This is a genomic window from Shewanella schlegeliana, from assembly GCF_016765635.1.
GTDB lineage: Bacteria > Pseudomonadota > Gammaproteobacteria > Enterobacterales > Shewanellaceae > Shewanella > Shewanella schlegeliana.
This window is the reverse complement of the sequence record NZ_JAESVD010000010.1, coordinates 74,474-100,429: the sequence shown is the minus strand read 5'-3', so window position 1 is coordinate 100,429 and position 25,956 is coordinate 74,474. Positions and strand designations below refer to the sequence as shown.

General features: G+C 43.2%; 16 protein-coding genes. 8 read left to right on the top strand and 8 right to left on the bottom strand.

All coding sequences use genetic code 11. The features are described from left to right. The first annotated feature begins 123 nt into the window (after positions 1-123). The 4 genes from JMA39_RS16630 (at position 124) to JMA39_RS16615 (ending at position 7,566) form a co-directional block, all read left to right on the top strand. The gene (locus JMA39_RS16630; protein WP_202722981.1) at positions 124-2,037 is read left to right on the top strand and encodes an ATP-dependent nuclease; all 1,914 of its coding nucleotides are present in this window, start codon (positions 124-126) and stop codon (positions 2,035-2,037) included. Further along, positions 2,034-3,704, top strand: coding sequence for a UvrD-helicase domain-containing protein (locus JMA39_RS16625; RefSeq protein ID WP_202722980.1), 1,671 nt, complete (start codon positions 2,034-2,036; stop codon positions 3,702-3,704). Before JMA39_RS16630 ends, JMA39_RS16625 begins: the two co-directional genes overlap by 4 nt. Positions 3,705-3,775: 71 nt before the next feature. After that, entirely contained in the window at positions 3,776-4,117 is a 342-nt protein-coding gene (locus JMA39_RS16620; RefSeq protein WP_202722979.1) for a hypothetical protein, read from the top strand. A gap of 23 nt (positions 4,118-4,140) precedes the next feature. Then, positions 4,141-7,566, top strand: a complete 3,426-nt coding sequence (locus tag JMA39_RS16615; protein ID WP_202722978.1) for a hypothetical protein — start codon at positions 4,141-4,143, stop codon at positions 7,564-7,566. A 355-nt stretch (positions 7,567-7,921) separates the two neighbouring features. Here JMA39_RS16615 and JMA39_RS16610 read toward each other — a convergent pair whose 3' ends face one another. Together JMA39_RS16610 and JMA39_RS16605 are read right to left on the bottom strand one after the other, a co-directional pair. Then, positions 7,922-9,874, bottom strand: coding sequence for a BCCT family transporter (locus tag JMA39_RS16610; protein ID WP_202722977.1), 1,953 nt, complete (start codon positions 9,872-9,874; stop codon positions 7,922-7,924). 477 nt (positions 9,875-10,351) lie between these two features. After that, positions 10,352-11,452, bottom strand: a complete 1,101-nt coding sequence (locus tag JMA39_RS16605; RefSeq protein WP_202722976.1) for an NADH:flavin oxidoreductase — start codon at positions 11,450-11,452, stop codon at positions 10,352-10,354. A 506-nt stretch (positions 11,453-11,958) separates the two neighbouring features. Here JMA39_RS16605 and JMA39_RS16600 point away from each other — a divergent pair. From JMA39_RS16600 to JMA39_RS16585, 4 genes are all read left to right on the top strand, one after another. After that, positions 11,959-13,434 carry a NarK family nitrate/nitrite MFS transporter gene (locus JMA39_RS16600; protein WP_202722975.1) on the top strand — a complete coding sequence of 492 codons (1,476 nt, stop codon included), beginning with the start codon at positions 11,959-11,961 and terminating at the stop codon, positions 13,432-13,434. A gap of 60 nt (positions 13,435-13,494) precedes the next feature. Further along, positions 13,495-15,225 (top strand): bifunctional protein-serine/threonine kinase/phosphatase, encoded by a 1,731-nt coding sequence (locus JMA39_RS16595; RefSeq protein ID WP_202722974.1) that lies wholly within the window; start codon positions 13,495-13,497, stop codon positions 15,223-15,225. Positions 15,226-15,283: 58 nt separating this feature from the next. Then, the gene (locus JMA39_RS16590) at positions 15,284-15,649 is read left to right on the top strand and encodes a ribonucleotide reductase subunit alpha (RefSeq protein WP_237732874.1); all 366 of its coding nucleotides are present in this window, start codon (positions 15,284-15,286) and stop codon (positions 15,647-15,649) included. Positions 15,650-15,921: 272 nt separating this feature from the next. Next, positions 15,922-16,419, top strand: coding sequence for an HPP family protein (locus JMA39_RS16585; protein ID WP_202722973.1), 498 nt, complete (start codon positions 15,922-15,924; stop codon positions 16,417-16,419). 46 nt (positions 16,420-16,465) lie between these two features. Here the strand turns inward: JMA39_RS16585 and JMA39_RS16580 are convergent, their stop codons facing one another. From JMA39_RS16580 to JMA39_RS16555, 6 genes are all read right to left on the bottom strand, one after another. Further along, the gene (locus JMA39_RS16580; protein WP_202722972.1) at positions 16,466-17,281 is read right to left on the bottom strand and encodes a peptidylprolyl isomerase; all 816 of its coding nucleotides are present in this window, start codon (positions 17,279-17,281) and stop codon (positions 16,466-16,468) included. Between the two features lie 155 nt (positions 17,282-17,436). Next, a complete protein-coding gene (gene narI / locus JMA39_RS16575) occupies positions 17,437-18,114 on the bottom strand; it encodes a respiratory nitrate reductase subunit gamma (protein ID WP_202722971.1) in 678 nt (225 codons plus the stop codon). Between the two features lie 10 nt (positions 18,115-18,124). Further along, complete coding sequence (gene narJ / locus JMA39_RS16570; protein ID WP_202722970.1) at positions 18,125-18,859, bottom strand: nitrate reductase molybdenum cofactor assembly chaperone; 735 nt, start codon at positions 18,857-18,859, stop codon at positions 18,125-18,127. Positions 18,860-18,863: 4 nt separating this feature from the next. Next, on the bottom strand, positions 18,864-20,402 hold the full coding sequence (narH, locus tag JMA39_RS16565) for a nitrate reductase subunit beta (RefSeq protein ID WP_202722969.1): 1,539 nt from the start codon (positions 20,400-20,402) through the stop codon (positions 18,864-18,866). Positions 20,403-20,413: 11 nt separating this feature from the next. Then, a complete protein-coding gene (locus JMA39_RS16560; RefSeq protein ID WP_202722968.1) occupies positions 20,414-24,178 on the bottom strand; it encodes a nitrate reductase subunit alpha in 3,765 nt (1,254 codons plus the stop codon). 118 nt (positions 24,179-24,296) lie between these two features. Next, positions 24,297-25,901 (bottom strand): MFS transporter, encoded by a 1,605-nt coding sequence (locus tag JMA39_RS16555; protein ID WP_202722967.1) that lies wholly within the window; start codon positions 25,899-25,901, stop codon positions 24,297-24,299. Positions 25,902-25,956: the final 55 nt, after the last annotated feature.

Genomic DNA, 25,956 nt, shown 5'->3' with positions numbered 1-25,956 from the left:
TTGAGAAACTACTTCACACATCAAACATTAAACTATCTTTTTTACTTATAATTTATTAACTTAACGCTCAAGGAACGTGAACCGTTTTGTTGCTTATAGTAATAACTATAAATAGGATCTAAAATGAAACTTAGCTGCGTACGCTTATACAACTTCCAAAGTTTTGGCCCAACTTCAACTGAGCTAAACCTAGAAGATTTAACCTTTCTTATCGGCCCTAACGGCTCAGGGAAAACAGCAGTTTTACAGGCGCTTTGCCGTATGTTTGCTCTAGATCCTTCTGTACGTCGAATAAAAAAATCTGATTTCCATGTGCCATACGACGAAATCGAAATACCGGACGAGCGAAACCTTTGGATAGAAGCAGACTTTCAATTTCCCGAACTTACCGATGAAGCAGACAATACAACTGTAGCGCCTCACTTTGGTCACATGAGACTTGATGATAATGGTGATGGAATTCCACGAGTTCGCTTTAGGTTAGAAGCAACAATTGGGGTCGATGGTGACATAGAAGAATCTTTTGTTTATGTACACGATCTAGATGAATATGGACACCCCCTCTCTACAGCAAAAGTTAGACGAGGTGAACGTAGCTTAATTCAAGTTCATTACTTACCAGCACGTCGTGATCCCGCTGAACATATTACTTTTGGCACAAACGCGATCTTAGGCCGAATGCTAAGAGCTATTAATTGGGAAGATGAACGAGAAATAGTTAAAGAGCATACTGACGAAATCAGTGAGTGCTTAGCAACAAACACAGCTGTAAATGCTCTAAGCACTAACATTCAAAATACATGGTCGAATCTACATAAAGGACATTTTTTTACAAAGCCTCAAATAACTTTTGTAGCCAGCGAAATCGAATCCCTATTGCGTCACCTTTCTATTTCGTTCGCTCCTGGACATGATGAGGCATTAGTTGATTTCTCTCGCTTAAGCGATGGACAAAAATCAATGCTCTATTTATCTCTGGTGTTATCCTCTCAGACTATAGGGCGAGCAGTACTGCAGGGGGAAGATTCTTTCGATCCAGACAAACTTCGCCCTCCTGTTTTTACTTTAGTGGCCGTAGAAGAGCCAGAAAATAGCTTATCACCACATTATCTTGGTCGCATTGTTAGCGCACTCAAAGAAATGGTTAAACATGGCGATGCTCAAGCTCTTATTGCCACGCACGCCCCCTCAATGTTGAGGCGTATTAACCCAAAACAAATTCGCCATCTACGATTAAATACGAAACGTCAGTCAAGAATTACAGAAATTGTTCTTCCAGCAAAAACTGATGAAGCACACAAATTTGTAATACAAGCCGTAAAAGCATTTCCTGAAATATACTTCTCTAGACTGGTTGTTCTTGGTGAAGGTGATAGTGAAGAAATCGTTCTCCCACGGATCTTGGAAGCTAAGGGAGCCCCGATTGATGAGTCTGCAATCACTATCGCACCTTTAGGTGGAAGGCACGTCAATCACTTCTGGCGACTTCTAACAAAATTAGAAATACCATTCATTACGTTGTTAGACCTTGATATAGCAAGATATCAAGGAGGCTGGGGACGAGTAAAATATGTTCATGACCAACTTAAATTATACTCTCAGCATAATGTATTCCCTGAAGGATACGGTATTCCAAATTGGAATGATCCAGAGCAGAAAATAAAAGACTATACGCACTACCTGACTATACTAGAACATCAAGGTGTCTTTTTCTCAAGCCCATTAGACTTAGATTTTTCAATGATATTAAGTTATCCAGAAGCTTTTAATATAGTAAAAGAAGATAGAGTCAAACCCAAGATAGGTAGAGTTAGAGCGGTATTAGGTAATTCACACTTTGATATATGCCAATATACAGTAAAAGAACGAAAGCTCTTCGACGTTTACCATAAATTATTTAAGCTTGGTAGCAAGCCAGCGGCCCATATTGAAGCATTATCAAGACTTTCCAATAAGCAAGTAATAGCCTCAATGCCGCCATCATTAGACCGATTAGCAGACGCCGTTATCGCTAAACTAGCGGAGTTACCAGAGTGATTAAAATCGACAACTGGAAACCTGCCGATGGGCTGATTCTAGAGCCCAATGCAGAAATAGCGGTAAAAGAGCGCTTAAGAAATCTAGCCCTAACGGCAGGTCCTGGTGCTGGTAAGACAGAAATGCTTGCTCAGCGGGCTGACTTCTTACTCCGAACTGGCACTTGCCGTTATCCGAAACGAATTTTGGCAATTTCATTTAAAGTTGATGCCAGTTCGAACTTAAAAGATCGAGTAACTCGCCGGTGCGGTGGTGAATTATCATCTCGATTTGATAGTTATACATTTCACGCATTTGCTAAGCGAATTATTGACCGTTTTCGCCCTATACTCACGGGAGCCAACGCATTAGATTTAGGGTATACCATTGGAAACTCTAGAACTCCTCACAAGCAAATAACGTTCACGGATTTGGTTCCATTAGCGACTCGTATACTCCAAAATTCTGCAACTGCTAGAAATGCCATAAGGCAAACATATACTGATGTGTTTTTGGATGAATTTCAGGATTGTACTGATATTCAGTATGAGTTTCTTAAAATTGCTTTCCAAGGCACAACCATTCGATTGACTGCTGTTGGAGATACGAAACAAAAAATTATGGGGTGGGCAGGTGCACTTGATGGCATTTTTGTCACTTATGCTCAAGATTTTCAAGCATTACCATTGAACATGTACCGTAATTTCCGTTCAAAGCCACAGCTTCTTCGCTTACAAAACGAAATTATCCGGACATTAGATCCCTCCTCGGTGATGCCGAATGAACTCATTGTTGGCAATGAAGGAGAAATACAAGCATTTCAATTTGAAACAAGCCAACATGAAGCAGAATATCTAGCTGACCAGATTCAAAACTGGATAAATGTAGAGAATATTCCTCCAAACGAGATTGCCGTTCTAATACGAAACCAACCCGACCTTTATGCCCAACATTTGATGCCCGCCTTGAAAAATAGGCATATCCCTTATAGAAACGAACAATTACTACAAGATATAACAGTTGAACCCGCAGCGCGCCTCATAGTCGATTTCCTGCTGTGCACTTTTGGTAAACGTGAGCCAGCATCTTGGTCAAGGCTCATGAATCAATTAATACCGTTTACAGAGGACGAAGAAGGGCAAACTTCATACCAGCAAGTGTGGCTTAGCTTCATTCAAAGTGAACGTAAAGAATTGCAACAAAACCCGATAACTACTGATAATCCTAACCGTTGGCAATGTGCAAAGCGTTTTATTGATTTAGTAGGAATCAAAACAATGACAGCGCTTTCACATGACTACGAAACAACTTCACGCCTAAATGAAATTCTCAGGGAAACATTTAAGCAGTTAGATGAAGCCTTAGCCTCAGGTCTGACACTACTTGAGGCCCTTTGCCAGTTTACAGATGATCAATCAGTAAGAATATTGACCTCCCACAAGAGTAAAGGACTAGAGTTTGATACCGTTGTGCTTTTAGGTATCGAAAATCAAAGTTACTTTGGGGCCCCAGAAGAAAGCCTGTGTACCTTTTTCGTCGGAGTTTCGAGAGCTAAGCGTAAGTTACTGCTTACATATGCAAAAGAACGATCACGGCCAGCAGGGTTCACGCGTCGATGGGATGAGCAAAGAACACCTGTCAGTGAGTACTTTAAATATACAAATCAGTTTTTACAGCAGAATACATAATTAAACTAAACCTGAAACATCATAGTTATTCATTGAAATAACACTAAATCAGATAAACACTAGGAGATACGATGGAATTTATTACAAGCGCAATACTAGGTGGAGCTATTTGGGATTTCATAAAATTCAAAGCCGAACCAACAATAGACAATATCCGCTCAACTGTTGGTAAGCTAGTCAACATTGATGAAGCTATCGAAAGTGCTTTAAGCAAAGAGCTATTAAAGCTGAAAGCCAACGAAAGCTCATCAATAGAGGAGTTAACAGCTCTATTAGATTCATCTTTACCGATACAGTCACTTCTTACTCAAATCAATCAGGCACCGCAAAATGGTGTCACTATCCAAAACTTCGGGTCTGGGGATGCCTTTAATGGAGACAAAGTTATGGGCGACAAAATCATCACTAAATAGCGGTAAAAAGTTCTGGAGTGTATATGTCGGTAGAATTCAAGGCTGAAGAAAAGAACACCTTTGTCACTATGCAAGGGGACGCCTTCGCAGGAGATAAAGTTAACGGTGATAAGTATTGCATCGAGAATCATTATCAAACAATGATTCAACAACTGGTTCCCTTAGAATCAATGCGATCCGTACTTAATGACATTCTAACTCAGTTAACCTCTGGAAAAAGGGAGCAAGCTGAACAAACGTTAGATATGTTAAGCAAGCTTGGATCATTAAGCCTAGAAGCTCAAAATGCCATTATTGCATTAAAAATTTCATTTGGCTTTAAGGTCTCTGATTCGGAGAAAAGTGCAATCCAGCAAGCCTATAGCAACTTGCCAACATCTATTAATGATTACGATGCCTACAGGGATATCGTCAATGCTGCAGCCATTATTCTTTTCAAGGATCTAAAAAAACCTACAGAGGTAGCTGCAGTTTTCAAGAGCTTACCTACTGGTAGTTTCACTACTTTTTCTTATATACGTTCACTTGATAGGATCGATTCTGTTGAAGAACTACCGATAGAAATACACACAGCGAATGCACCTTTACTCCGTGTAATACTGGATAAAACATTAGAATCTAGCGCGATCAAAGAATGCCAAAAACTAATAAACCTTTTGAGAGAAAAAGAGCCTTTCGCTGAACTAGGCCAGTATGAACTATTGGTTGAATGTATAAACCTAAATGAAATTGCTGTAAATGACTTTTTCTTACTTACAAGCGAACAAAAACAAGTTTTTGATGATACTAAATTTAAGCTATTAGAATTCTGTCAACAATCTACAACTCCAGAAAGCAGAATGATCAGCATTGCCGCTCAGCTTGCTATTTACACGCAATTTAATGATCAAGATCTCATGAGTTATCTTGTTGAAAATAAAAAATCAGTCGAAAAAATGACATTTAGAGGTATAGAGGAACTACTTCGGTGCCTAGATAGGAAAGCCGCCTCAGAATATCGAAACTCCTTACATAGTATGAGCGATATGGATTTATCCAAGCTGATTACACAACCAAACCAAGAAGAATGTAATGGAATATTAATTAGTGAATTTTGTTCCAGAAGAAACACTAAACTTATCAATCAAACCCTTTCAGAACTGATTTCTTTAGGAAAAACACCAGATAACTTAGGCTACTTCTGTATGCTTGCAGCACATGCAAGCAGCATTATTTCAAAAGAAGAATTTCCTCTTGAAAGTATCACAGAGATCTTTAATGAGGACTTTTCAAAACTCAGAATTCATTCAACCTTTATCGCACCTATCTCAATGGAGTTAGCTAAAGGAGGTTATAAAGAGTTAGCATTAATTGCCTTTAATCATACATTTGAAGGCAGAACGCCCTGGCTGTCTGATATGTACATTAGTTATCTTGGGCTGTTATATGAAAATGCTCAGTATCATGATTTTAACACTCGTTTAAATTTTTTGACCAGTTCAGAAAAAAAGCATTCTGAAATTATTAACCTTGAAATCTGTATTGCAAATGATGAGGGGAACTATCAAAATGCTGTTAATTTACTAGAAATTGAACTAAGAAAATTTGAAGGAAAAATACTATCAAAACATGACAAAAGGCAGTGTACATACTTATGGTTGCACTTAATTGTTAATATTCAAAACATTAATCCTGAAAAAATAAATAGTATTGTAGAACGAATCCCAATTTCAATTTTCTACGACCATGAAGACGAAAATGCTTGGGATTTGTTAACCTTCTTTACTAACCAGTTTCACTTAGTTGAGGAATTACTGTTAAGTTGGTTTTTTTACAACCCAAATAAGTATGCAAACCGTTTATTTAAGGTTGTAATGAACACTGCTCAATCTGGCCGAGAAAGTTTTAGCACCACAAAAGGTCGATTTAGCAGAGGTTATCAATATACAGAAGACAAAATATCAAAGATACGGATATTAGTAAATGACCTATCATTGGCCAACGATTATCCTCAATATTTACTCTTTTCCGATAGTGAACTAGCAAAAAAACTTGCTGCAAAAAAGACTGGGGACAGTTTCCTTCATAAGGCAAAGCTATGTATTTTTGAAGACTCTCTACCTCCCATAATCTCTGCTTACAGAATAGCTATAAAGATTATGGATCATGATGAAAACCAGGTTTTTACATCTTTCCAAATGCCCGAAAAGTTCAACTATGAGTCGTTTAAAGAAATCCTCGATAGTGTCACTGGAAAAAATGAGCCTCAAGATCAAAAAATCCAACAACTTTTAAAGGGCAATTTTCCTGTCCATCTAAAATATTCTCAAATCACTGGTCACAATAGTTTTGCTAAAGCCCTGAAAGCTATCTTATCCAAAAATGTTTACTTTGATCTCATAGGTAATAATGAACTTGAAGACATCAAATACAATTTAAATGATATTGTACTTGATGAAATAGGCTTTGCTTTTCTCGCTATAACAGGACTTGGGGATAAATTAAAGGACAGCAAACTTCATATAACAAGTGAAACACGAAGTTCGATTACTGCTTGGCTAACTACTTATGGAGATTTAGGCATATCCTTTAGTAAAGATAGGGATGAATTTATATCTATTGATAATAAAAATGTGCAACCTAATTTTGACTTACGTAGAGAAGCCGAACTACTCCTTACCATATGCCAAACACACAATAAAAAGAATTATAACACTCCATTTAAACTCGTAATGTATACAGGTTTCTTATTGTCATCTAGTACTGTGAGCTCTTTAGGACTGGCAAACACAAACAATTGGGCTTTTTTTACACCTGACTTCCAACTGAGAGCAATGCTAAGAAAGCCTGAATTTAAGTGTATTTTATTTAGCCATCCAAGTTTCGCTGACTTTCTGTTTAAAGATACACCCACAGAGCAAGTTAGCAAACTGATTCAATTACAGGAGCATAATTTTAATCTCTTTGTACCTTGGGCAACTATTTTTCAAATGTGCTCACATGCAACACCAGTTCAAATCAACAGCTTAGAGCATTTTTTGAGTGGGATATCAGTAAAGAGTGAAGAAGTACTTGCACTATGCCAATCATCCAGCGCCATAATTATGCGCATTATAGAAGCCAAAACAAATAACCTGAATTTTACTGATTTTAATAACATTCTAGAGAAACTTCTAATCAAGACTTTAGAAGCAGCTCAGTGCCATAAAGCTCAAGCAAAAGTAATACTAGAACTTCTGCCTATATCTCTGGCTGAAGAGTGCTACTTAGACATCAAGAGTATAAAATTACAAAAGTTACTTCTTCAAATCGCTCAAAATGTCACAAATGAATATATTGAGATAATAAATAGCTGCTTACATCAACTAAAAATGTCTAAAGTAAAAGTTTGGAATGAAGTAGAGAGAATTTGCGAAGACGAATATAAAAGTGAATTTGAACACACTGGCAGTAATAACCTCATAAGTTAAGGTCAAATTTTCCATGAGGCATCGTAAACGTTCGCACTTTACCTGCAATTTTGATCAAAAATCTGGAAAATGATACATGGATATCTACATTTTTAGGAAAAATGACTGCCGACGCTTATTTTTCTGGAAAACACACACACGCCTTGCTGTTAAAGGCTTTACAGAAATCTTCCAGATTCCACATGTGGCAGTACTTTAATACTATGCGCTAAGCACAATTCAGTGCAATAGAAAGTGCAATAAGAAAGCCGCTAAGTTAGCGGCTTTTTTGTATCTAAAACTTGAGGATCAATGCAGGTAAATCCTTTTACTGACATTGAACTAACTACGCCAAACGGCGCTAACAATATGCCTGTTAGCTCGGCGTGTTCAGTCTTGCTTGAATTGCTAGCTTAACTTCTTCTTGCGCCTGCAAGGCTTCTTCTTCAAGCTTCTCACGCATCAGCGTATCAAAAGCCACTCGTGCTTCCTGTGCTAGCTGTGACGCCTCTAACTTAGCCTCTTTAGCTTTCATCGAATCGTCGGTTAACTGACGTAGTTGCTCGATAATCTCATCGGGTGCATTACCTAGCTCAACGCTCGACTCACCGCGAGCCAATGCTTCTCTACGTAATTGCTTTTTCAGCTCCCAGATAGCGTCGTTAGCTTCACGCTCTAAGTCCGCAGCTTCAATAGCGTTATCACGCAATAGTTCAAAGCGTGCAAGCGCTTGTCCTTCTTTACTCCAAGGATCAACATCTGGCAGATCTGAAATATTAATAACAGGATCCACATAGCTATCTTGATGACTTAAGTCTAACGTCGCAGCTTTAACACCCGATATCATCAGCATCACAGCAATAATCAATAGTGGTAAACCACCAACGATAGCCGCCGTTTGTAATGTGGCTAAACCGCCCATAAACATCAATGCCGATGGCATAAACGATAGCGCAAATGCCCAAAATAGACGGTTCCAACGCATTGGATCTTCGGTCACATTGGTCTGTACAACAGATGCCAAAATATAAGAGATTGAGTCGAAGGTCGTTGCAGTGAAAATCACACATAACAGAGTAAACAGCGCGATGATCAATGTACTAAAAGGTAATTGCTCTAAAGTCGCAAAAATAGCGCGAGTCGCCCCCTCAGTATTTAGAATACCCACAACATCAAGCTGCCCCGAAAGCTGTAATGACAACCCATAGTTACCTAGGATAATGAAATACATTGAGCAGCCAAGCGAGCCGAAGAATACCGCACCAGACACCATCTGCTTAATTGTTCTGCCACGAGAAATACGCGCTACGAATAGACCCATACTAGGTGCAAAGACTAACCACCAAGCCCAGTAGAAAATCGTCCAATCTTGTGGGAAGTGCGTATCTTCAAAGGTACCCATTCCACCAAAAGGCTCAGCCCAAGTCGCCATCACAAAGAAATTAGATAGCATGCGACCGATAGAATCTAGGCCCGTTTCCAACATGAAGATCGTTGGACCACAAACCAGTACAAACAGCAGTAAACCTATGGCACCCCAGAAGTTAATGTTACTTAAGATCTTAATCCCTTTATCCATGCCCATATATGAAGAATAAGCAAAGATTGCAGTACACAGCATCAACACGCCAATTTGACTGCCAGTCGTTGCAGGAATATCAAACAGGTAACTAATACCTTCGTTAATCAACGGTGCCGCTAAACCTAAGGTCGTTGCCGCGCCGCCCAATAGACCGAAGATAAACAGAATGTCGATAACTTTACCCAGTTTGCCAAAGCTGTTAGCTTCACCAATCACAGGCATCAGTGCTGCAGAAACCTTAAGGACAGGCTGTTTACGCACATAAAAGAAGTAAGCGATTGGGATTGCAGGGATCATATAGATACACCATGCGATAGGCCCCCAATGGAACAGACCGTAGGTCGCAGCCCAACGGACAGCTTCTTCACTTCCCGCCTCTAACTGGAATGGTGGGTTTTGATAGTAATATGCCCACTCAATGGTGCCCCAGTACAAAATACTGGCACCAATACCACCACAAAATAACATTGCAGCCCAAGACGCTAGCGCGAACTCAGGCTTTTCATCAGGATCACCTAGTTTAATCTGACCAATATCGGAGAAAACGATATAGATCATGAAGAAAAACGCAGCCAAACCTAGGCCTAAATAAGCAAAACCTAACTTATCTGTCATAAAGGTCTTAGCTACTGCAATCCATTCAGCTCCTTCTGTTGGAAACATCAACAGTGGGATCACCACTGAAAGGAGCAATACTAGTGCGCCGATAAATGTCGGCTTATCAATAAGCTCGAAGTGCTTTTTCATTTTTTTTGTCCGCAACAACTAAATACAGATTTGATTAAGTGCACACCACAACGCCCTACCAAGGCAGAAAGCCTAGTAAGTTTTATACTGAGTCGAAGAGTATGAATATTGTGTGTGAACGGTTTTTTTTGTAGAGCGAATAACACCCAAAAGTTGCCCAAATTACGATTAATATGGACTAAGGATAAAATAATGTTAATTGGGCTATCTGTCGACAAACTTGAGTCGCGAATCTATCAAAAGTGTGATGTAAATCTCGCGTTAAAATAGATGAAGATATTCCAAGGGGAATTAATGCTTCATAAGTAGGCTAAACGCCCTGTTGGCGGCGTTTGTGGGTCATTTTGCCCACTGGGGAAATGATGCTTTTTTAGCGAAAGAAATACTGAGGCAAAGAGAAATCATTAAGGTAAAAATGAGGGCGGAGGTGAAAGTGTTGGCACGATTGCAATCGTGCCAACACTAACGATAACAAGCTTACGCAGCATTACGCTTTTTATATACCACACAGAAGTTGCCACGTTTAGTTCGGCACTTAGAACAGCGCTCACAATCGACTTCTGCTCTGCGCCCCTCAGACCAACGCTTAATGAGCTGTGGCTCGGCCAGCAAAGGTCTAGATAGGGCAAAATATTGAATATTGGTGGTTGCAGCAATCTCTTCGATGGCGCAGATATCTGCAAGGCCACCAACAGTAATAATCGGTAAGTTCACCTCTTGGCTGATCACAGCGCCATATTCACGAAAGTAACCTTCCTGTTGAATAACGTGACCGTCAAACGACTCACCAACAACCGCACTGGCGTTACCGTGAATGTTGCCCGAAATAATAATCGCATCGACACCAACCGACTCTAACTTTTTACAGATAACACGGGTGTCAGCAAAGGTTAAGCCACCATCAAAAAACTCCGAGGCGGTTAACTTGACCAGGATTGGATATTCCCCACCGACTAGCTTTCTGATCTCAACGTAGATCTCGAGTAAGAAGCGCATACGGTTCTCAAGGCTACCACCATATTCATCTTCACGCTGGTTATAGTAGGGGCTCAGGAACTGGTTAATAAGATAGGTGTGCGCCGCGTGGATCTCAACGCCATCAAAGCCTGACTCTTGGGCTCTGCGGCTCGCCTCGGCAAATGCCTTAACGATGTAACCGATCTCATCCTTGGTCATCGCCTTACCCAAGGTTTGGGTTCCGCGCTCAGCCACTGCACTCGGGGCAAAGATCACTCGCTCACCCACATTGTAGGTAGTCTTAGTGCCGCCATATGCCAGCTGCATGACGATCTTCGAATCAAAACCATGCACCAGTTTTGTTAGCTTCTGGTATTCGGCGATAAACGAGTCGTTATACATGCCCATCATACCAGCGTTAGGTTTCTCTTCAGCAACGATGTTAGCGTAGCCCGTAACAATCAGGCCCACCTCTCCCTTAGCAAGCTCTTCATATACCGCGTACAACTTGTCGGTCATATGGCCATCTTCTGTCGCCATATTTTCCCAGGTCGCGCTCCTTACAAAGCGGTTTTTCAGTGTCATGTTGCCAATACGGGCGGGTGAAAACAAAGTGCTCAAGTGCAATCCTCTTAAAATCATATTTAGCGCCAGCCAACATTAACAAAGGCTAAAAAAACTACAGTCACAAAATTATGGCATGACTGTGGTTAGTCTCTCCCAATCAAGATGGAGAGCGCAGCAGGCGCGAGATATTACTCGCAAAATATAAGAAAGTCCTTAACCTAGATTCAGCTTTTGAAATTCCGCTCTCAAATGTCTCCTACACCATTGCAGTTATAAATTACAAGCCACCAGTAATAGCTGAGGGGCCAAGAACTTCTGTTTTTATGGCTTCAATTTTAGCCATCAATTCAGATAAAAATAAAAACCCTTATATTTTCCGCACCTTAAGCCAACATCCAAAGCTCACCCCTATCAAAATCACACATGAAAATAATTTGAGATCTTCATCACACAAGAACTCCGCACTTGACACAGATCAACACACCTTTTAAACATATGATCAACAATACCGAGCATCACAACTACATAATTACGCGCATAAAACCTTCTGGAGTCGACGTATGCAAAATAACGGAAGAATGAATCTGCTAAATCTGGCGGATCCTAAAATTAAAATGCTCCATATTACTTGGTTTGCGTTTTTCCTAACCTTTGTGGTGTGGTTCAGTCATGCCCCCTTGATGGTCTTTATCAAAGAGGCTTTTGACCTAACAAGTGATCAAGTCAAAGCTCTGCTCATTCTGAACGTGGCATTAACGATTCCGGCGCGAATCATTATCGGGATCCTCGTTGACAAGTTTGGTCCGCGGATCATTTACAGCGGCCTGTTAATCCTTTCTTCAGGGATCTGTCTTACCTTTGCCACAGCGACCAGCTTTGAACAACTCGCCTTCTTCCGATTCCTGCTCGGTTTTGTCGGCGCGGGCTTCGTGATCGGCATCCGCCTAGTGGGTGAGTGGTTTCCAGCCAAACAGGTAGGTATTGCTGAGGGTATCTACGGTGGATGGGGTAACTTTGGTTCGGCAGCCGCCGCCATGACACTTCCCACCATCGCCTATGCTTTCGGTGGTGATGACGGATGGCGATATGCACTGGGCTTAACCGGTGTTGCCGCTGGACTCTACGGTATCTTCTTCTATGTAATGGCCCGCAACACGCCTAAAGGCTCAACCTACTTTAAGCCAAAGAAATCTGGCGGACTGGAAGTCACTAGTTGGAAAGACTTCTTCTTCTATCTAGGCATGAATGTGCCAATGTATATCGCATTGGCCGTTTTAGCATGGAAGCTATCTCCAGCTGGCGTAAACCTTTACGCAACAGAAACCATGTACCTAATGTGGGCTGGTCTTATTGTTTTATTCTTTATACAGCTCAATTCAATCTGGCGCGTAAATAAAGAGAACCTCACCAAGGGTGTGCCTGATATTGATAAGTATGAATTCAAGCAAGTTGCAATCTTGAACGTCGCTTACTTTGTTACCTTTGGTTCAGAGCTTGCCGTAGTCTCTATGCTACCGCTGTTCTTCCTAGATACATTCGAAGGTCTGGATCCTGTTAAAGCGGGCTTGTTGGCGTCAGGATTCGCCTTTATGAACCTAGTTGCTCGCCCAACTGGTGGCTGGTTCAGTGATAAATTTGGTCGCCGTCATTCTTTGATGATTTTCATTGGGGGTCTCACATTAGGCTATGCCATGCTGAGTCAGATAGACGGAACCTGGTTCATCCCCTTCGCGGTGATGGCGACGATGATCTGCTCTTTCTTCGTGCAAGCGGGTGAAGGTGCTGTATTTGCCATCGTGCCACTGGTTAAACGTCGAATGACAGGCCAAATAGCCGGTATGACGGGAGCATACGGTAATGTCGGTGCGGTGATCTATTTAACCGTGTTGTCATTTGTTGATTACAGTACCTTCTTTATGGTCATCTCTGCCTCGTCAGCCGTGATGTTCTTAGCCGTACTCTTCCTTAGTGAGCCAAAAGGCCATATGGCAGAGGTTAATGAAGATGGCACTGTTGAGTTAATTGATGTTGATTAGTTACAGTTAAGCTGTTAACACTAGCAGCTTAACCTAAACAACAGCATCTCAGGATAGGAAATGACCCATAAAAAAAAGCTTACTATCGCTCTTGCTAGCCACACCACCCGTGGCTTAAAAGAGATAAATGAAGATGCTGTTGGCTTTTTTTCCCCACAAGAGGAGAGACAACTTGAGGGGAAAGGGATTATTTTGGCTGTTGCTGATGGTGTAAGTAGCGCCGAAGCTGGAAAGGATGCCAGCGAAACAGCCGTTAAACGTTTTATCGAAGATTACTATCCAACACCAGATACCTGGTCTGTTAAACATGCCGGACAAAAGCTTCTCTCCAGTATTAACATTACGCTTTTCAAGCGTAGCCATGAGTTTGCAAATGAAGAGAAAGGCTATCTAACCACGTTTACAGGAATGGTGATTAAGTCACAAACCTGCCATTACTTCCATGTTGGTGACAGCCGAGCTTACCTATTTCGTAACGGTGAACTGAGTCAACTGACCCGTGATCATATTGCAAGTATCGCTTCTGGAAAGAGCTTTCTATCTAGAGCGCTAGGGATGGATAACTGCTTACAGATTGATTACAGCAGCCTCAATTTAATCAAGGGTGACCAACTCCTGCTAACCTCAGACGGTATCCATGACTTTGTGGATGAAGAAATTCTAGTAAAAACCCTGTCTGACTCAACCTCTCCACAGCAAAAGATTGATCAATTAGCCTATTTAGCGCTAGAAAACGGCAGTGATGACAACGTCAGCGGCATCATTGGAGAAGTGATATCTCTCCCCAATGAGAGTCTCAATGACTACAACTCCAAGCTCACCATGCTCCCTTTCCCTCCCCCATTAGACACGGGGGTAAAGTTAGATGGGTACAAGGTGATTAAAGAGCTGTTTGCCAGCAGCAGAAGCCAGATCTACCTAGTGAAAGACACAGAGACGGGTGAGCTGATGGTAATGAAAACCCCCTCCGTGAATTTCGAAGACGATGCTGGCTACATAGACAGGTTTATACAGGAAGAGTGGATCGGAAAAAGAATCAACAGTCCTTACGTGGTTAAGGTCATTGAGCAGAAAAGAAAAAGAACCTGTCTGTACTATCTAATGGAATATGTCGACGGCATATCACTCGATAAATGGATGCAACAAAACCGCTTTCCAAAACCTAAGACTGCAATATCCATTGTCGAAGAGATTGCCAAAGGCTTAAATGAATTCCATAAGATGGAAACCATACACCAAGACTTAAAGCCGGCTAATATCATCATCGACAAGGATCTGAATATCAAAATTGTTGATTTTGGCTCGGTATTTGTTGCTGGAGTCGCTGAAATATTTATTCCACTGGAACACGACGGTGTGCTCGGCACCGCTAGTTACTCCGACCCCAAGTACCTCCTTGGAAAAAATACCGGCATCCAAGGCGATCTGTATGCCTTGGCGACCATTACTTACGAGCTATTTTGTGGCGCACTTCCCTATGGGGGAAAAATTGAAGAGTGCCAAACCGCATTTGAATATGACAGATTACGTTATATCCCAGCTAACACCCTAAACCCAATGATCCCCGTCTGGTTTGATAGAACGCTGCAGCGCGGTGTCATGTTTGATTTAGAACATAGATATCAGCGTATAGAAGACTTTCTGAAGGATCTAAAAAATCCTAATTCAAATTACTTAAGAGACGATCCGAAAATCCGAAAGAACAAGAGCCAAATCCTATTTTGGCAACTGTTATCCGGATTCTGGATCTTAATGCTGCTACTTGTAATAGCAATGTTCAAACATAACTAAAACAACTACCTAGATGAGTAAAAATACGATGATTGCGAATTTCGACGAATTACTAAAAATGACAAAGAATCAATCCAATCCACAACGACTCTTGTTACTATTTGCCAACGCAGAATCCGTCAATCCTAAGAAAAGTAAAAAGCACCAAAAAGGCACGATTAGCCCAGTAATGTGTGTCGATAAGTTACCCGAGGAGATCGCCTCATTTGCCGCTCTGGTCGAGGAAGCAGACAACATCAATAAGAGCTGGAACTTTCTTTTCATCGCTAGCCTAAGTGGTGAAGAGGAGCAGGCTCCTAGCTCAGACGATGCAGAACAGTTTTTGAATAAGATGGCCAATGATGTGGAAACAGGCAATGGTGTTGGAAGATACGTGGTATTTGACCGTGAAGAAAACCCAATTGAGATAGAGTCAAATACTTAGTCTGAGCCCAAGACGAGAGACCAGTAAGTGACAGGGCATCTTTATGCTAATAGATGCCCTTTGCTTTAACACATTCCTGAGACATTCTTCTTCAGCTATCATCTATCACTTCGCAAGCCCACCAGCGGCAATCAATCTTCATATACCTCATAGCCAAATAACTGCAGCAACCGACCAAAATTGTCAGCATTCATATTGAATTAATTAGTAATTTCCTATTACTAAACTATGCTTATGACTAATTAACGGACAAGAAAAAGCAGTCGACACTTATGAAAAAAATGTCCAACACAGAAGTCATTGCATCAATCATTGGGGCTTTTTTTGCCACCCTTTGCGCTTCTTTTTTCAGTAACAGCATTTTAGAAGCTAACGATATGCCAATGGTGCTCGCTTCTACGGGAGCATCGGCCATGCTGATATTTGCCATTCCCCACAGTCCGGTCTCTCAACCATGGCCACTGATTGGTGGTCACCTCATTGCTGCCTTTATCGGGATCTCTGCCTATTATTTAATCCCGAATGCTGTTGTAGCCTCGTCAGTGGCTATTGGACTCGCTATGTTAGCGATGCACCTTACCGACTCAATGCACCCGCCAGGAGGCGCGACAGCGGTCACTGCGGTTATTGGTGGTAACACAGTTCACGAGCTGGGGTACTACTTCATCATCGTGCCGGTGTTCTTCAATGCCATCATCTTGCTGTCTATCGCGATGGCGGTGGGGTCATTTAGAGAAAAAAACCCCTACGTTATTAACGGTAGGGGCTGAGACATACTGTCATATCCAAACGACAGTTGAGTAATAGGAGCAAAACCTATAGATGAATATTTAACTCAGGTGCAAAACCAACATCTATCCCTTCGATTTCGGCAACCTCTACCAAACCATGAATATAGGCTTGAATAGCCAATCTAGAGGCTCTATGAACCAGATAACCTTTAACCTTGTCGGCAACCATATTGTAGTCGAGCTGCTTGCCATCCACTTTCCTGGCAATATTTACGACATGAAAACCGTAGCGTGAAGTCAGTGGTTGCTCAACCAGTCCTTCACCATGTTGCATTAGTTGCTGTTCAAATTCCGGCACCGTCTGGCCGCTACTGATCTGCCCAAGTGAGCCGCCAGTTTCCTTTGAAGGACAGGCCGAGTACTTTTTCGCTAACTCAGCGAAATCGCTAATGTCTTGTGATAACTGGACCAATATATTTTCAGCGTTTTGTCTGGCAACTTCTCTGGCATCTTCATCATCTGCTGGAGCAGGAAGTAAAATATGGTCAACCTCCAATAGCGGAGCGGTAACAAATTTTTCTCGATTATTTTGAAAATAACGCAGGCAATCCTCTTCGCTAGGCTCTTGATAAACGACTTTATCTGCCAGTAGTTGCTGGATGGCCTGTTCCTCATTTTCTGCAGTAACATCCACACCATTTTGTTTCGCTTGCTCGATCAGCAACTGACGAATAACCAACGTTTGTCCTGCCTGTTGAACCACTACGTCAAAATTACTATTTGAGTGATACTGCAGTTCGTTCGCAAGCGCCTCTTCTTTAATGGTAACGCCATTCACGCTAATGACTGGTAACGCCTGCTCAGAAGGCGTTGCTGATGCATGTTGTCCACAAGAACCCATAAGAAAATCACCTTGTCTTTTTTGTTATAGGGGCTGGGCTCGCTATGCATCACCCATCCCCACTAAATAAAACTTGATGATTGCACACTTAATTACAATCATCAGGGCTCAATTTAAGCAGGTATTGCCTACTTAACTGAGCCCTTTGCGCAAAACTAACGCTGACGAACGATCTGATAACCTCTGGTGAAATACTTCACCGGAACACTAATCACATGCACCAAACGGGTGAATGGGAATATCATTATCAAGGTCAATCCTACAAGGATATGCAACTTATAGATAATATTGACCGACTCAATTGACTCTGTAGCTTGAACTCCTTGCAGAGTCACGATGCTTTGCGCCCAATCTGCAAGTAATACCATAACTGAGCCATCTAAGTGCTGAGCCGATGCGACAATCGTCAACAAGCCTAAAGTGACCTGTAGTAGCAGCAAGAACAACACCACGAGATCTGAACGCTTGGTATTCGCCTTCACTCTGTCATTGTTTAAACGACGACGAATCAACATCACTGTACCAATAAAGCAAAGTATGCCGAAGAAGCCACCACTCACCATAGCCAGTAACTGCTTATCAGGCGTAGAGATAAAGTGGTGATAGATAGACTCTGGCGTTAACAAACCGACGAAGTGACCACCTAAGATAAAGATGACACCGATATGGAACAGGTAGCTGGCCAAACGGAAGCCCTTCTGATCGAATATCTGACTCGAGTCAGCCTTCCATGAATAGGGCTCACGGTCGTAGCGGATCCAACAGCCGATAAAGAAGACTGCGATGGCGACAAAGGGATAGATCCCAAACAATAAAAAATTTAAATTTGACATTATTTTCTCCTTACAATCCTGCAACTTGTGCAGCATCTGCGTCATGCCACTTAATAGGCACTTGATTTACAGTATTGGGATCGAGCGAGTTCTTCGATTGATGGACTCCCGCGCTTGGGCATTGCCCAACCATAGGGTCATCAAAGCGGATCTCTTTATCCTCCCACTCCTTATCAATTGCCTCTACAGTGTCATCACGCTCCTCTTTACTGACATTTTCAGCAATCTCAACGCGGTCGACTTCTACGCCGGACACCTCGATAAGAGAATCAAGAAGCACACTGTAATAGCATTCACGATCGATCAATCGTTCAGACAGCATGGTCAAAATATGGCAGATATCCCCGAGCCACTCCTGAACATATTCAGGAGACTGTTCGCTCAAATATTCAAGATATAGCGGGATATAATCTGGCAGTTGTGATGAATCAACTTCAAAGCCATTGGTCTTATAGACGTTCATAAGATCTACCATCGCCTGACCACGGTCACGGGACTCACCGTGCACGTGTTCAAACAAGAGTAGTGAAAGTGCGCGACCACGATCAAACAGTAGGTCGTAACTTTCTTGAGCGTCATATAGATCCCTTGCAGAGAGTTGGCGGATAAAATCCACCAACGCTGCACGGCTTTCAACACTGAGTTCACCCGACTGCTCCACAATAGCGATCATCTCGTCGGCAGCACCAAATAGTGCCTCTGTTGGATAATCGAGTAGACGTGAAACAACTTTAAGGATTAGCACAGTATTAGTCCTCCACACTCACAGTTTTAATGATATTACGGCGAGTAACCTTCTTTCCGCCGAACATATTGACGCCGTTATGGCCATCGCTACAGCCATTACCAAAGGTGAAGCCACAACCGCTCTTCTCACCATAGGCCTCTGGTACGTTCATCTCACGGTGTCCACTTGGGATAACGTAACGATCTTCGTAGTTAGCGATTGCAAGATAACGATACATCTCATCAGCCTGCTTCTTGGTAAGGCCCACTTGCTGCAGTACCTCTAGGTCTTCGACACCTTCGACATTCTCAGCACGCTTATAAGCACGCATTGCCAGCATACGCTCAAGCGCGGTGATAACCGGAGCCTCATCACCTGCGGTTAGCAAGTTAGCTAGGTACTTAACAGGAATACGCAGTGAGCGTACATCTGGAATGACACCCGCTTTGCCTAATGTGCCAGACTCAGCTGCATTCTGAATTGGACTCAGAGATGGGATATACCAAACCATAGGTAGCGTGCGGTACTCAGGGTGTAGTGGCAGTGCCAGTTTCCAATCCATCGCCATCTTATAAACTGGCGACTTCTGAGCCGCCTGGATGACAGAATCTGCAACGCCGTCCTTACGAGCCTGTTCAATCACAGCTGGATCGAATGGGTCTAGGAAAACTTCCAGCTGCTTCTCATACAGATCCTGCTCAGAAGCGGTCGATGCCACCTCTTTGATCTTGTCTGCATCATAAAGCAGTACGCCCAAGTAGCGGATACGACCCACACAGGTCTCTGAACAGACGGTTGGCATACCGGCTTCGATACGTGGGTAACAGAAGATACACTTCTCTGACTTACCAGACTTCCAGTTGTAGTAGATCTTCTTGTATGGGCAGCCTGAGATACACATTCTCCAACCGCGACACTTCTCTTGGTCGATAAGAACGATGCCGTCCTCTTCACGCTTATAGATAGCACCCGATGGACATGAAGCGACACAAGCTGGGTTCAAGCAGTGCTCGCAAAGACGTGGAAGATACATCATGAATGTATTTTCGAACTCGCCATACACATCTTTCTGCATATTGTCGAAGTTCTTGTCTTTACTGCGCTTCTCGAACTCAGTACCTAAGATCTCTTCCCAGTTTGGACCCCACTCAATTTTCTCCATACGCTTACCGGAGATAACTGAACGTGGACGCGCCGTAGGTTGATGCTCAACAATCGGTGCTGTGTGCAGGTGCTGATAGTCATAATCGAATGGCTCGTAGTAGTCATCGATCTCTGGCATATCAGGGTTAGCAAAGATATTAGCCAGTACGCGATACTTACCACCGATGCGAGGCTGAATATCACCGTTAGACTTTCTCTCCCAGCCGCCATTCCACTTATCTTGGTTTTCCCACTCTTTGGGGTAACCAATACCAGGCTTAGTTTCAACGTTGTTGAACCAAGCGTACTCAACGCCTTCGCGAGACGTCCATACGTTTTTACAAGTAATTGAACAAGTATGGCAACCGATACACTTATCAAGGTTAAGTACCATACCTATTTGAGAACGTATTTTCATGGTTCTACTCCTTAAGCTTCATCTGGATTGGTTGGCAATGGACGCGGTAGGTCATCGGTATTAGAACCCTCTAACCAATCAACTTTATCCATCTTTCTAATCACAACCATCTCATCACGGTTACAACCCACGGTACCGTAATAGTTGAAGCCCCAAGACTGCTGGGCATAACCACCAATCATATGCGTTGGTTTCATCACAATACGAGTAACTGAGTTATGGTGACCACCACGGGTCCCCGTCATCTCACTACCAGGTACGTTAACGATACGCTCTTGAGCGTGATACATCATGGTCATACCTTGCATGACACGCTGCGATACCACAGCACGACAAGCGATAGCACCGTTAGCGTTGAATACTTCAACCCAATCGTTATCCTCAATGCCCGCATCTTTAGCATCAACTTCACTCATCCAGATGATGGGGCCACCACGTGAAAGAGTCAGCATCAACAAGTTGTCAGAGTAAGTACTGTGAATACCCCACTTCTGGTGCGGCGTGATCCAGTTAAGCACAATCTCTTTATTACCGTTTTGCTTAGTGCCCTTAACAACATCGATCGTTCTAGTGTTGATAGGCGGACGATAAGAGACAAACTGCTCACCAAACGCCTGCATCCACTTGTGATCTTGATAGAACTGCTGACGACCCGTAATGGTTCTCCATGGGATCTGCTCATGCACGTTGGTATAGCCTGCGGTGTAACTCACATGCTCATCTTCAAGGCCTGACCAAGTCGGTGAAGAGATAATCTTACGTGGCTGTGCCTGCACATCACGGAAACGGATCTTCTCCTCCTGCTTAGGCTTAGCAAGGTGAGTGTGGTCGATACCGGTAAACTCGCTGAGTGCAGCCCATGCTTTAACCGCTACCGCACCGTTCGTTTCTGGCGCTAACGTTAAGATGGTTTCCGCAGCATCGATAGCAGTCTCGATAATTGGACGACCTTCGCTGACACCTTCATCTGTGTTGCGATGGTTAAGATCGCCTAGCAACATGATCTCATCATCGGTATTCCAGTTGATGCCCTTACCACCGTTACCTAACTTATCTAGCGCTGGGCCAAATGAGGTGAACTTCTTGTAAGTACTTGGGTAGTCACGCTCAACTACGACCATATTCGGTGCAGTCATGCCTGGGATAAGGTCACATTCGCCTTTCTTCCAATCTTTAACATCAAATGGTTGAGCAAGCTCACCAGGAGTGTCGTGAAGCATTGGTACTGTGACAAAGTCAGTCTCTTTATCTAAGTGTCCAACACAGACCTCAGAGAATGCTTTTGCAATCCCCTTATAGATTTCAAAGTCAGATCTTGCTTCCCAAGCTGGGTCAACCGCCGTAGATAGCGGGTGGATGAATGGGTGCATATCTGAAGTGTTCAGGTCGTCTTTTTCATACCAACATGCAGTTGGAAGAAGAATGTCTGAGTACATACAGGTCGAAGACATACGGAAATCGAGCGTCGTCACTAGGTCTAGCTTACCGGTAGCCCCTTCATCAACCCACTCAACCTCTTCAGGCTTAAATCCACCACGCTTACCAAGATCATCGTTCATCACGCCATTCTTAGTTCCGAGTAGGTACTTAAGCATGTACTCGTGACCCTTTCCTGAAGAGCCTAATAAGTTAGAACGCCAGATAAACATGTTACGAGGGAAGTTCTCAGGCGCATCAGGTGCCTCACAAGCAAACTTAAGCTCGCCTGATTTAAGCTGCTGAACTGCATAATCTTTTGGAGACATGCCAGCGGCTTCTGCATCTTTAGTCAGTTGCAGTGGGTTTCTGTTTAGCTGAGGTGCCGATGGCAACCAACCTAAGCGTTCTGCCTTGATGTTGTAATCAAGCATATGCTCTGGGAACTGAGACTTATCGGCTAATGGCGATAACACCTCATGTACACTCACCTTCTCATGACGCCACTGAGAAGAGTGGTTGTAGAAGAAAGAGGTACTGTTCATTTGACGTGGTGGACGCGCCCAATCTAGACCGAATGCAAGCGGCTGCCAGCCCGTTTGAGGACGAAGTTTTTCCTGACCAACATAGTGTGACCAACCACCACCAGACTGACCAACACAACCACACATCATTACCATGTTGATAAGACCACGGTAGTTCATATCCATGTGGTACCAGTGGTTCATCGCCGCGCCAACGATAATCATCGACTTACCGTGAGTCTTATCTGCTGTATCAGCAAATTCACGGGCAACCTTGATCACCTTGTCACGAGATACACCGGTGATTTTCTCCTGCCATGCTGGAGTACCTGGAATATCTTGATCGTAGCTAGAAGCCACGTTTTCACCGCCTAATCCACGGTCAAGACCGTAGTTGGCCATCATCAAGTCATATACCGTTGCGACGATGAGCTCTTCACCATCGGCGGTCGTGATCTTCTTACTTGGTACGTTACGAACCTGTACCTGCTCTTGATCACAAGAGACCCAGTGCTTGTTGGCATCGTCACCAGCAAAGTGAGGGAATGATACTGGAGAGACATCACCACCAATCAAAGAGAGTTGTAGCTTGGTTTCTTTACCTGCCTTACCTTCTCTTGGCTGAATGTTCCACTTACCTTTTTCACCCCAGCGATAGCCGATAGAACCCGTGGGCGAGACAAACTCGTCTGAATTCTCATCGATAGCAATCGTCTTCCACTCAGGGTTGTTATCCTGACCTAAGTTGTCGGCAAGATCGGATGCACGTAGGAAACGAGTCGACTTAAGTGAGGCATCATCATGCTTCTCAAGTACAACCAGCATAGGGAAGTCGGTGTATTGACGTACGTAGTTAGTGAAGTACTCACTCGGCTTATCGAGGTGGAATTCACGCAAGATAACGTGACCAAATGCCATACCTAATGCGGCATCGGTACCCTGCTTAGGGTTTAACCACTCATCGGTAAGCTTTGAAACTTCAGCATAATCAGGTGTGATTGAAACTGTTTTCGCACCCTTATAGCGAACCTCTGTTAAGAAGTGAGCATCAGGTGTACGTGTTTGAGGTACGTTAGAACCCCAAGCGATAATATAGTTTGAGTTATACCAATCGGCAGACTCTGGAACGTCGGTTTGCTCACCCCAAGTCATTGGAGACGATGGTGGTAGATCGCAATACCAATCATAAAAACTGAGACACACACCACCGATAAGCGACAGGTAACGAGCACCCGCTGCATAAGAAACCATAGACATGGCAGGAATTGGTGAGAAACCGATAACGCGGTCGGGACCAAAGGTTTTAGTGGTATAGACGTTAGCAGCAGCAATAATCTCATTCACTTCGTCCCAGCTAGAACGAACGAACCCGCCCATACCACGCTTTGACTTGTATGAATCTGTTTTAGCCTTATCTTCAACAATCGATGCCCATGCATCAACTGGATCTTGATTTAGGCGAGCCTGGCGCCATAACTTTAACAGTGGCTTACGAACCTTTGGATACTTAAGGCGGTTAGCACTGTATAGGTACCAAGAGTAGCTTGCACCACGAGGACAACCACGAGGCTCGTGGTTAGGCAGATCCGGGCGTGTACGCGGATAGTCTGTTTGTTGGGTTTCCCAAGTTACAAGGCCATTTTTTACATAGATCTTCCATGAACAGGAACCAGTACAGTTTACGCCGTGAGTTGAACGTACAACCTTGTCATGCTGCCAGCGCTGACGATAGCTGTTTTCCCACTCACGACTCTCATTGGTTATGTCGCCATGACCATCACTGAACTCGCCAGTTTTCTTTTTGAAAAACTGTAAGCGGTCAAGAAAATTACTCATCTCAATACTCCATTTTCGCATTTGAGTGGATGAAATCTTGTCGAAATCATCCACTTCTCATTGTTATATTTTGCGTTCCTTGGCTAGGATTGACGTAGCTTAGAAAACTACAAAGCCATTATGGATTCTTGTGCTCTGCCCCTGGGCGCAGGTAGAACCACCAGTTAATTACGATGCATAGTCCATAGAAAACAGCGAAGCCGTACAACGCATTTTCAGGAGTTGTAAGCTTAATCTGCTCACCTAGAACCTTAGGGATAATGAATGCGCCGTAAGCAGCAACTGCTGATGTCCAACCAAGAACCGGACCCGCCTGCTCTTTATCGAATACCATAGAGATAGTTCTGAAAGTCGAACCGTTACCAATACCTGTTGCAGCAAACAACACTAGGAACAACACAAGGAATGGAACGAAGAACTCTTGCGGAGTTTCTGAGGCGTATGCAGCCTTCATGAAATAGGCTACACCTACCGCACTGGCCACCATGACAACCGCACAGATCTGCGTCACTTTTGCACCGCCGAACTTATCTGCAATCCAACCACCAACTGGACGAATAAGCGCACCGATGAAAGGCCCCATCCATGCGTACATCAATGCACTTGGGCCGTTAGGGTTAATGATATCGTGGCTCATCACACCATCGACCATCACATGTTGATATCCGAAGATAACTTTGATTGATAGACCAAAGCCTGCAGAAAACCCGATAAAAGAGCCAAAGGTCATGGTGTAGATAATACTCATCACCCAAGTGTGGGTATTGCCGAATATTTTGTATTGACGGGTTAAGTTTTCCTTAACCTGACCAGGAATAAGCTTAAGCAGGAATACGGTCAGAGCGATCACAATTGGCAGTACGATCCACTTGCTCAACTCTAGCCCTGAGCCACCTACCTTTTCCGGTAGCATCAACCACAAGCCAAGGATAGAAGTAAGGAAACCGATAGCTAACATGCCAGAAATAATGCCGAAAGAACCTACTGGACTAGGTAATCCCGGTGTGACATGCGCAGCCTTGATATTATTCATACCAAACCAGCCAACCAAGGCTAACGGAATCAAAAACAGCAGCCAAACATAACCCGCATTTTGAATCCAAGCATCTGAGCCCGCTGGGATCTTGCCGATTAGGGTTCCTGAAGTATTCACCAACTCCATCGGCTCTCCGCCGAAGATGCCAAATGTCATAACTAGAGGAACTAAGATCTGCATGGTGGTTACACCAAAGTTACCTAGACCTGCATTTAATCCAAGCGCCAATCCCTGCTGCTTCTTAGGGAAGAAGAAACTGATATTTGACATTGAAGAGGCGAAGTTACCGCCACCTAAACCTGACAGTAAAGCAAGACACTGGAACACCCATAACGGTGTATTCTTATCCTGCAAGGCAATACCCGTGCCTATAGCCGGGATCATTAATAATGCGGTGGTAAAGACGATGGTATTTCTGCCACCACATAAACGAATAAAAAAGCTACTTGGAATTCGTAATGTTGCACCAGTTAAGCCAGCAATAGCCATCAAGGTAAACAGTTCAGATGTTGCATATGGGAAACCCAGATTCAACATCTGGATAGTAATAATTCCCCAGTAAAGCCAAACCGCAAAACCGCAAAGTAAACTTGGGATTGATATCCAAAGATTTCTGTTGGCGATTTTTTTCCCCTCTCCGTCCCAAAATTTGGGATCCTCGACATTCCATTTATCTATATCGGACATTGGTTTCTCCAATCGTTTAATCACTTAATTAAGCTAGCCAGTTGCTCATATTTGG

Bases quoted from the DNA above. Each gene is read 5' to 3' on its own strand.
- JMA39_RS16630 (WP_202722981.1), top strand. From the start codon at position 124: ATGAAACTTAGCTGCGTACGCTTATACAACTTCCAAAGTTTTGGCCCA.
- JMA39_RS16620 (WP_202722979.1), top strand. From the start codon at position 3,776: ATGGAATTTATTACAAGCGCAATACTAGGTGGAGCTATTTGGGATTTC.
- JMA39_RS16615 (WP_202722978.1), top strand. From the start codon at position 4,141: ATGTCGGTAGAATTCAAGGCTGAAGAAAAGAACACCTTTGTCACTATG.
- JMA39_RS16610 (WP_202722977.1), bottom strand. From the start codon at position 9,874: ATGAAAAAGCACTTCGAGCTTATTGATAAGCCGACATTTATCGGCGCA.
- JMA39_RS16600 (WP_202722975.1), top strand. From the start codon at position 11,959: ATGCAAAATAACGGAAGAATGAATCTGCTAAATCTGGCGGATCCTAAA.
- JMA39_RS16595 (WP_202722974.1), top strand. From the start codon at position 13,495: ATGACCCATAAAAAAAAGCTTACTATCGCTCTTGCTAGCCACACCACC.
- JMA39_RS16590 (WP_237732874.1), top strand. From the start codon at position 15,284: ATGACAAAGAATCAATCCAATCCACAACGACTCTTGTTACTATTTGCC.
- JMA39_RS16585 (WP_202722973.1), top strand. From the start codon at position 15,922: ATGAAAAAAATGTCCAACACAGAAGTCATTGCATCAATCATTGGGGCT.
- JMA39_RS16580 (WP_202722972.1), bottom strand. From the start codon at position 17,281: ATGGGTTCTTGTGGACAACATGCATCAGCAACGCCTTCTGAGCAGGCG.
- narI (WP_202722971.1), bottom strand. From the start codon at position 18,114: ATGTCAAATTTAAATTTTTTATTGTTTGGGATCTATCCCTTTGTCGCC.
- narH (WP_202722969.1), bottom strand. From the start codon at position 20,402: ATGAAAATACGTTCTCAAATAGGTATGGTACTTAACCTTGATAAGTGT.
- JMA39_RS16560 (WP_202722968.1), bottom strand. From the start codon at position 24,178: ATGAGTAATTTTCTTGACCGCTTACAGTTTTTCAAAAAGAAAACTGGC.
- JMA39_RS16555 (WP_202722967.1), bottom strand. From the start codon at position 25,901: ATGTCCGATATAGATAAATGGAATGTCGAGGATCCCAAATTTTGGGAC.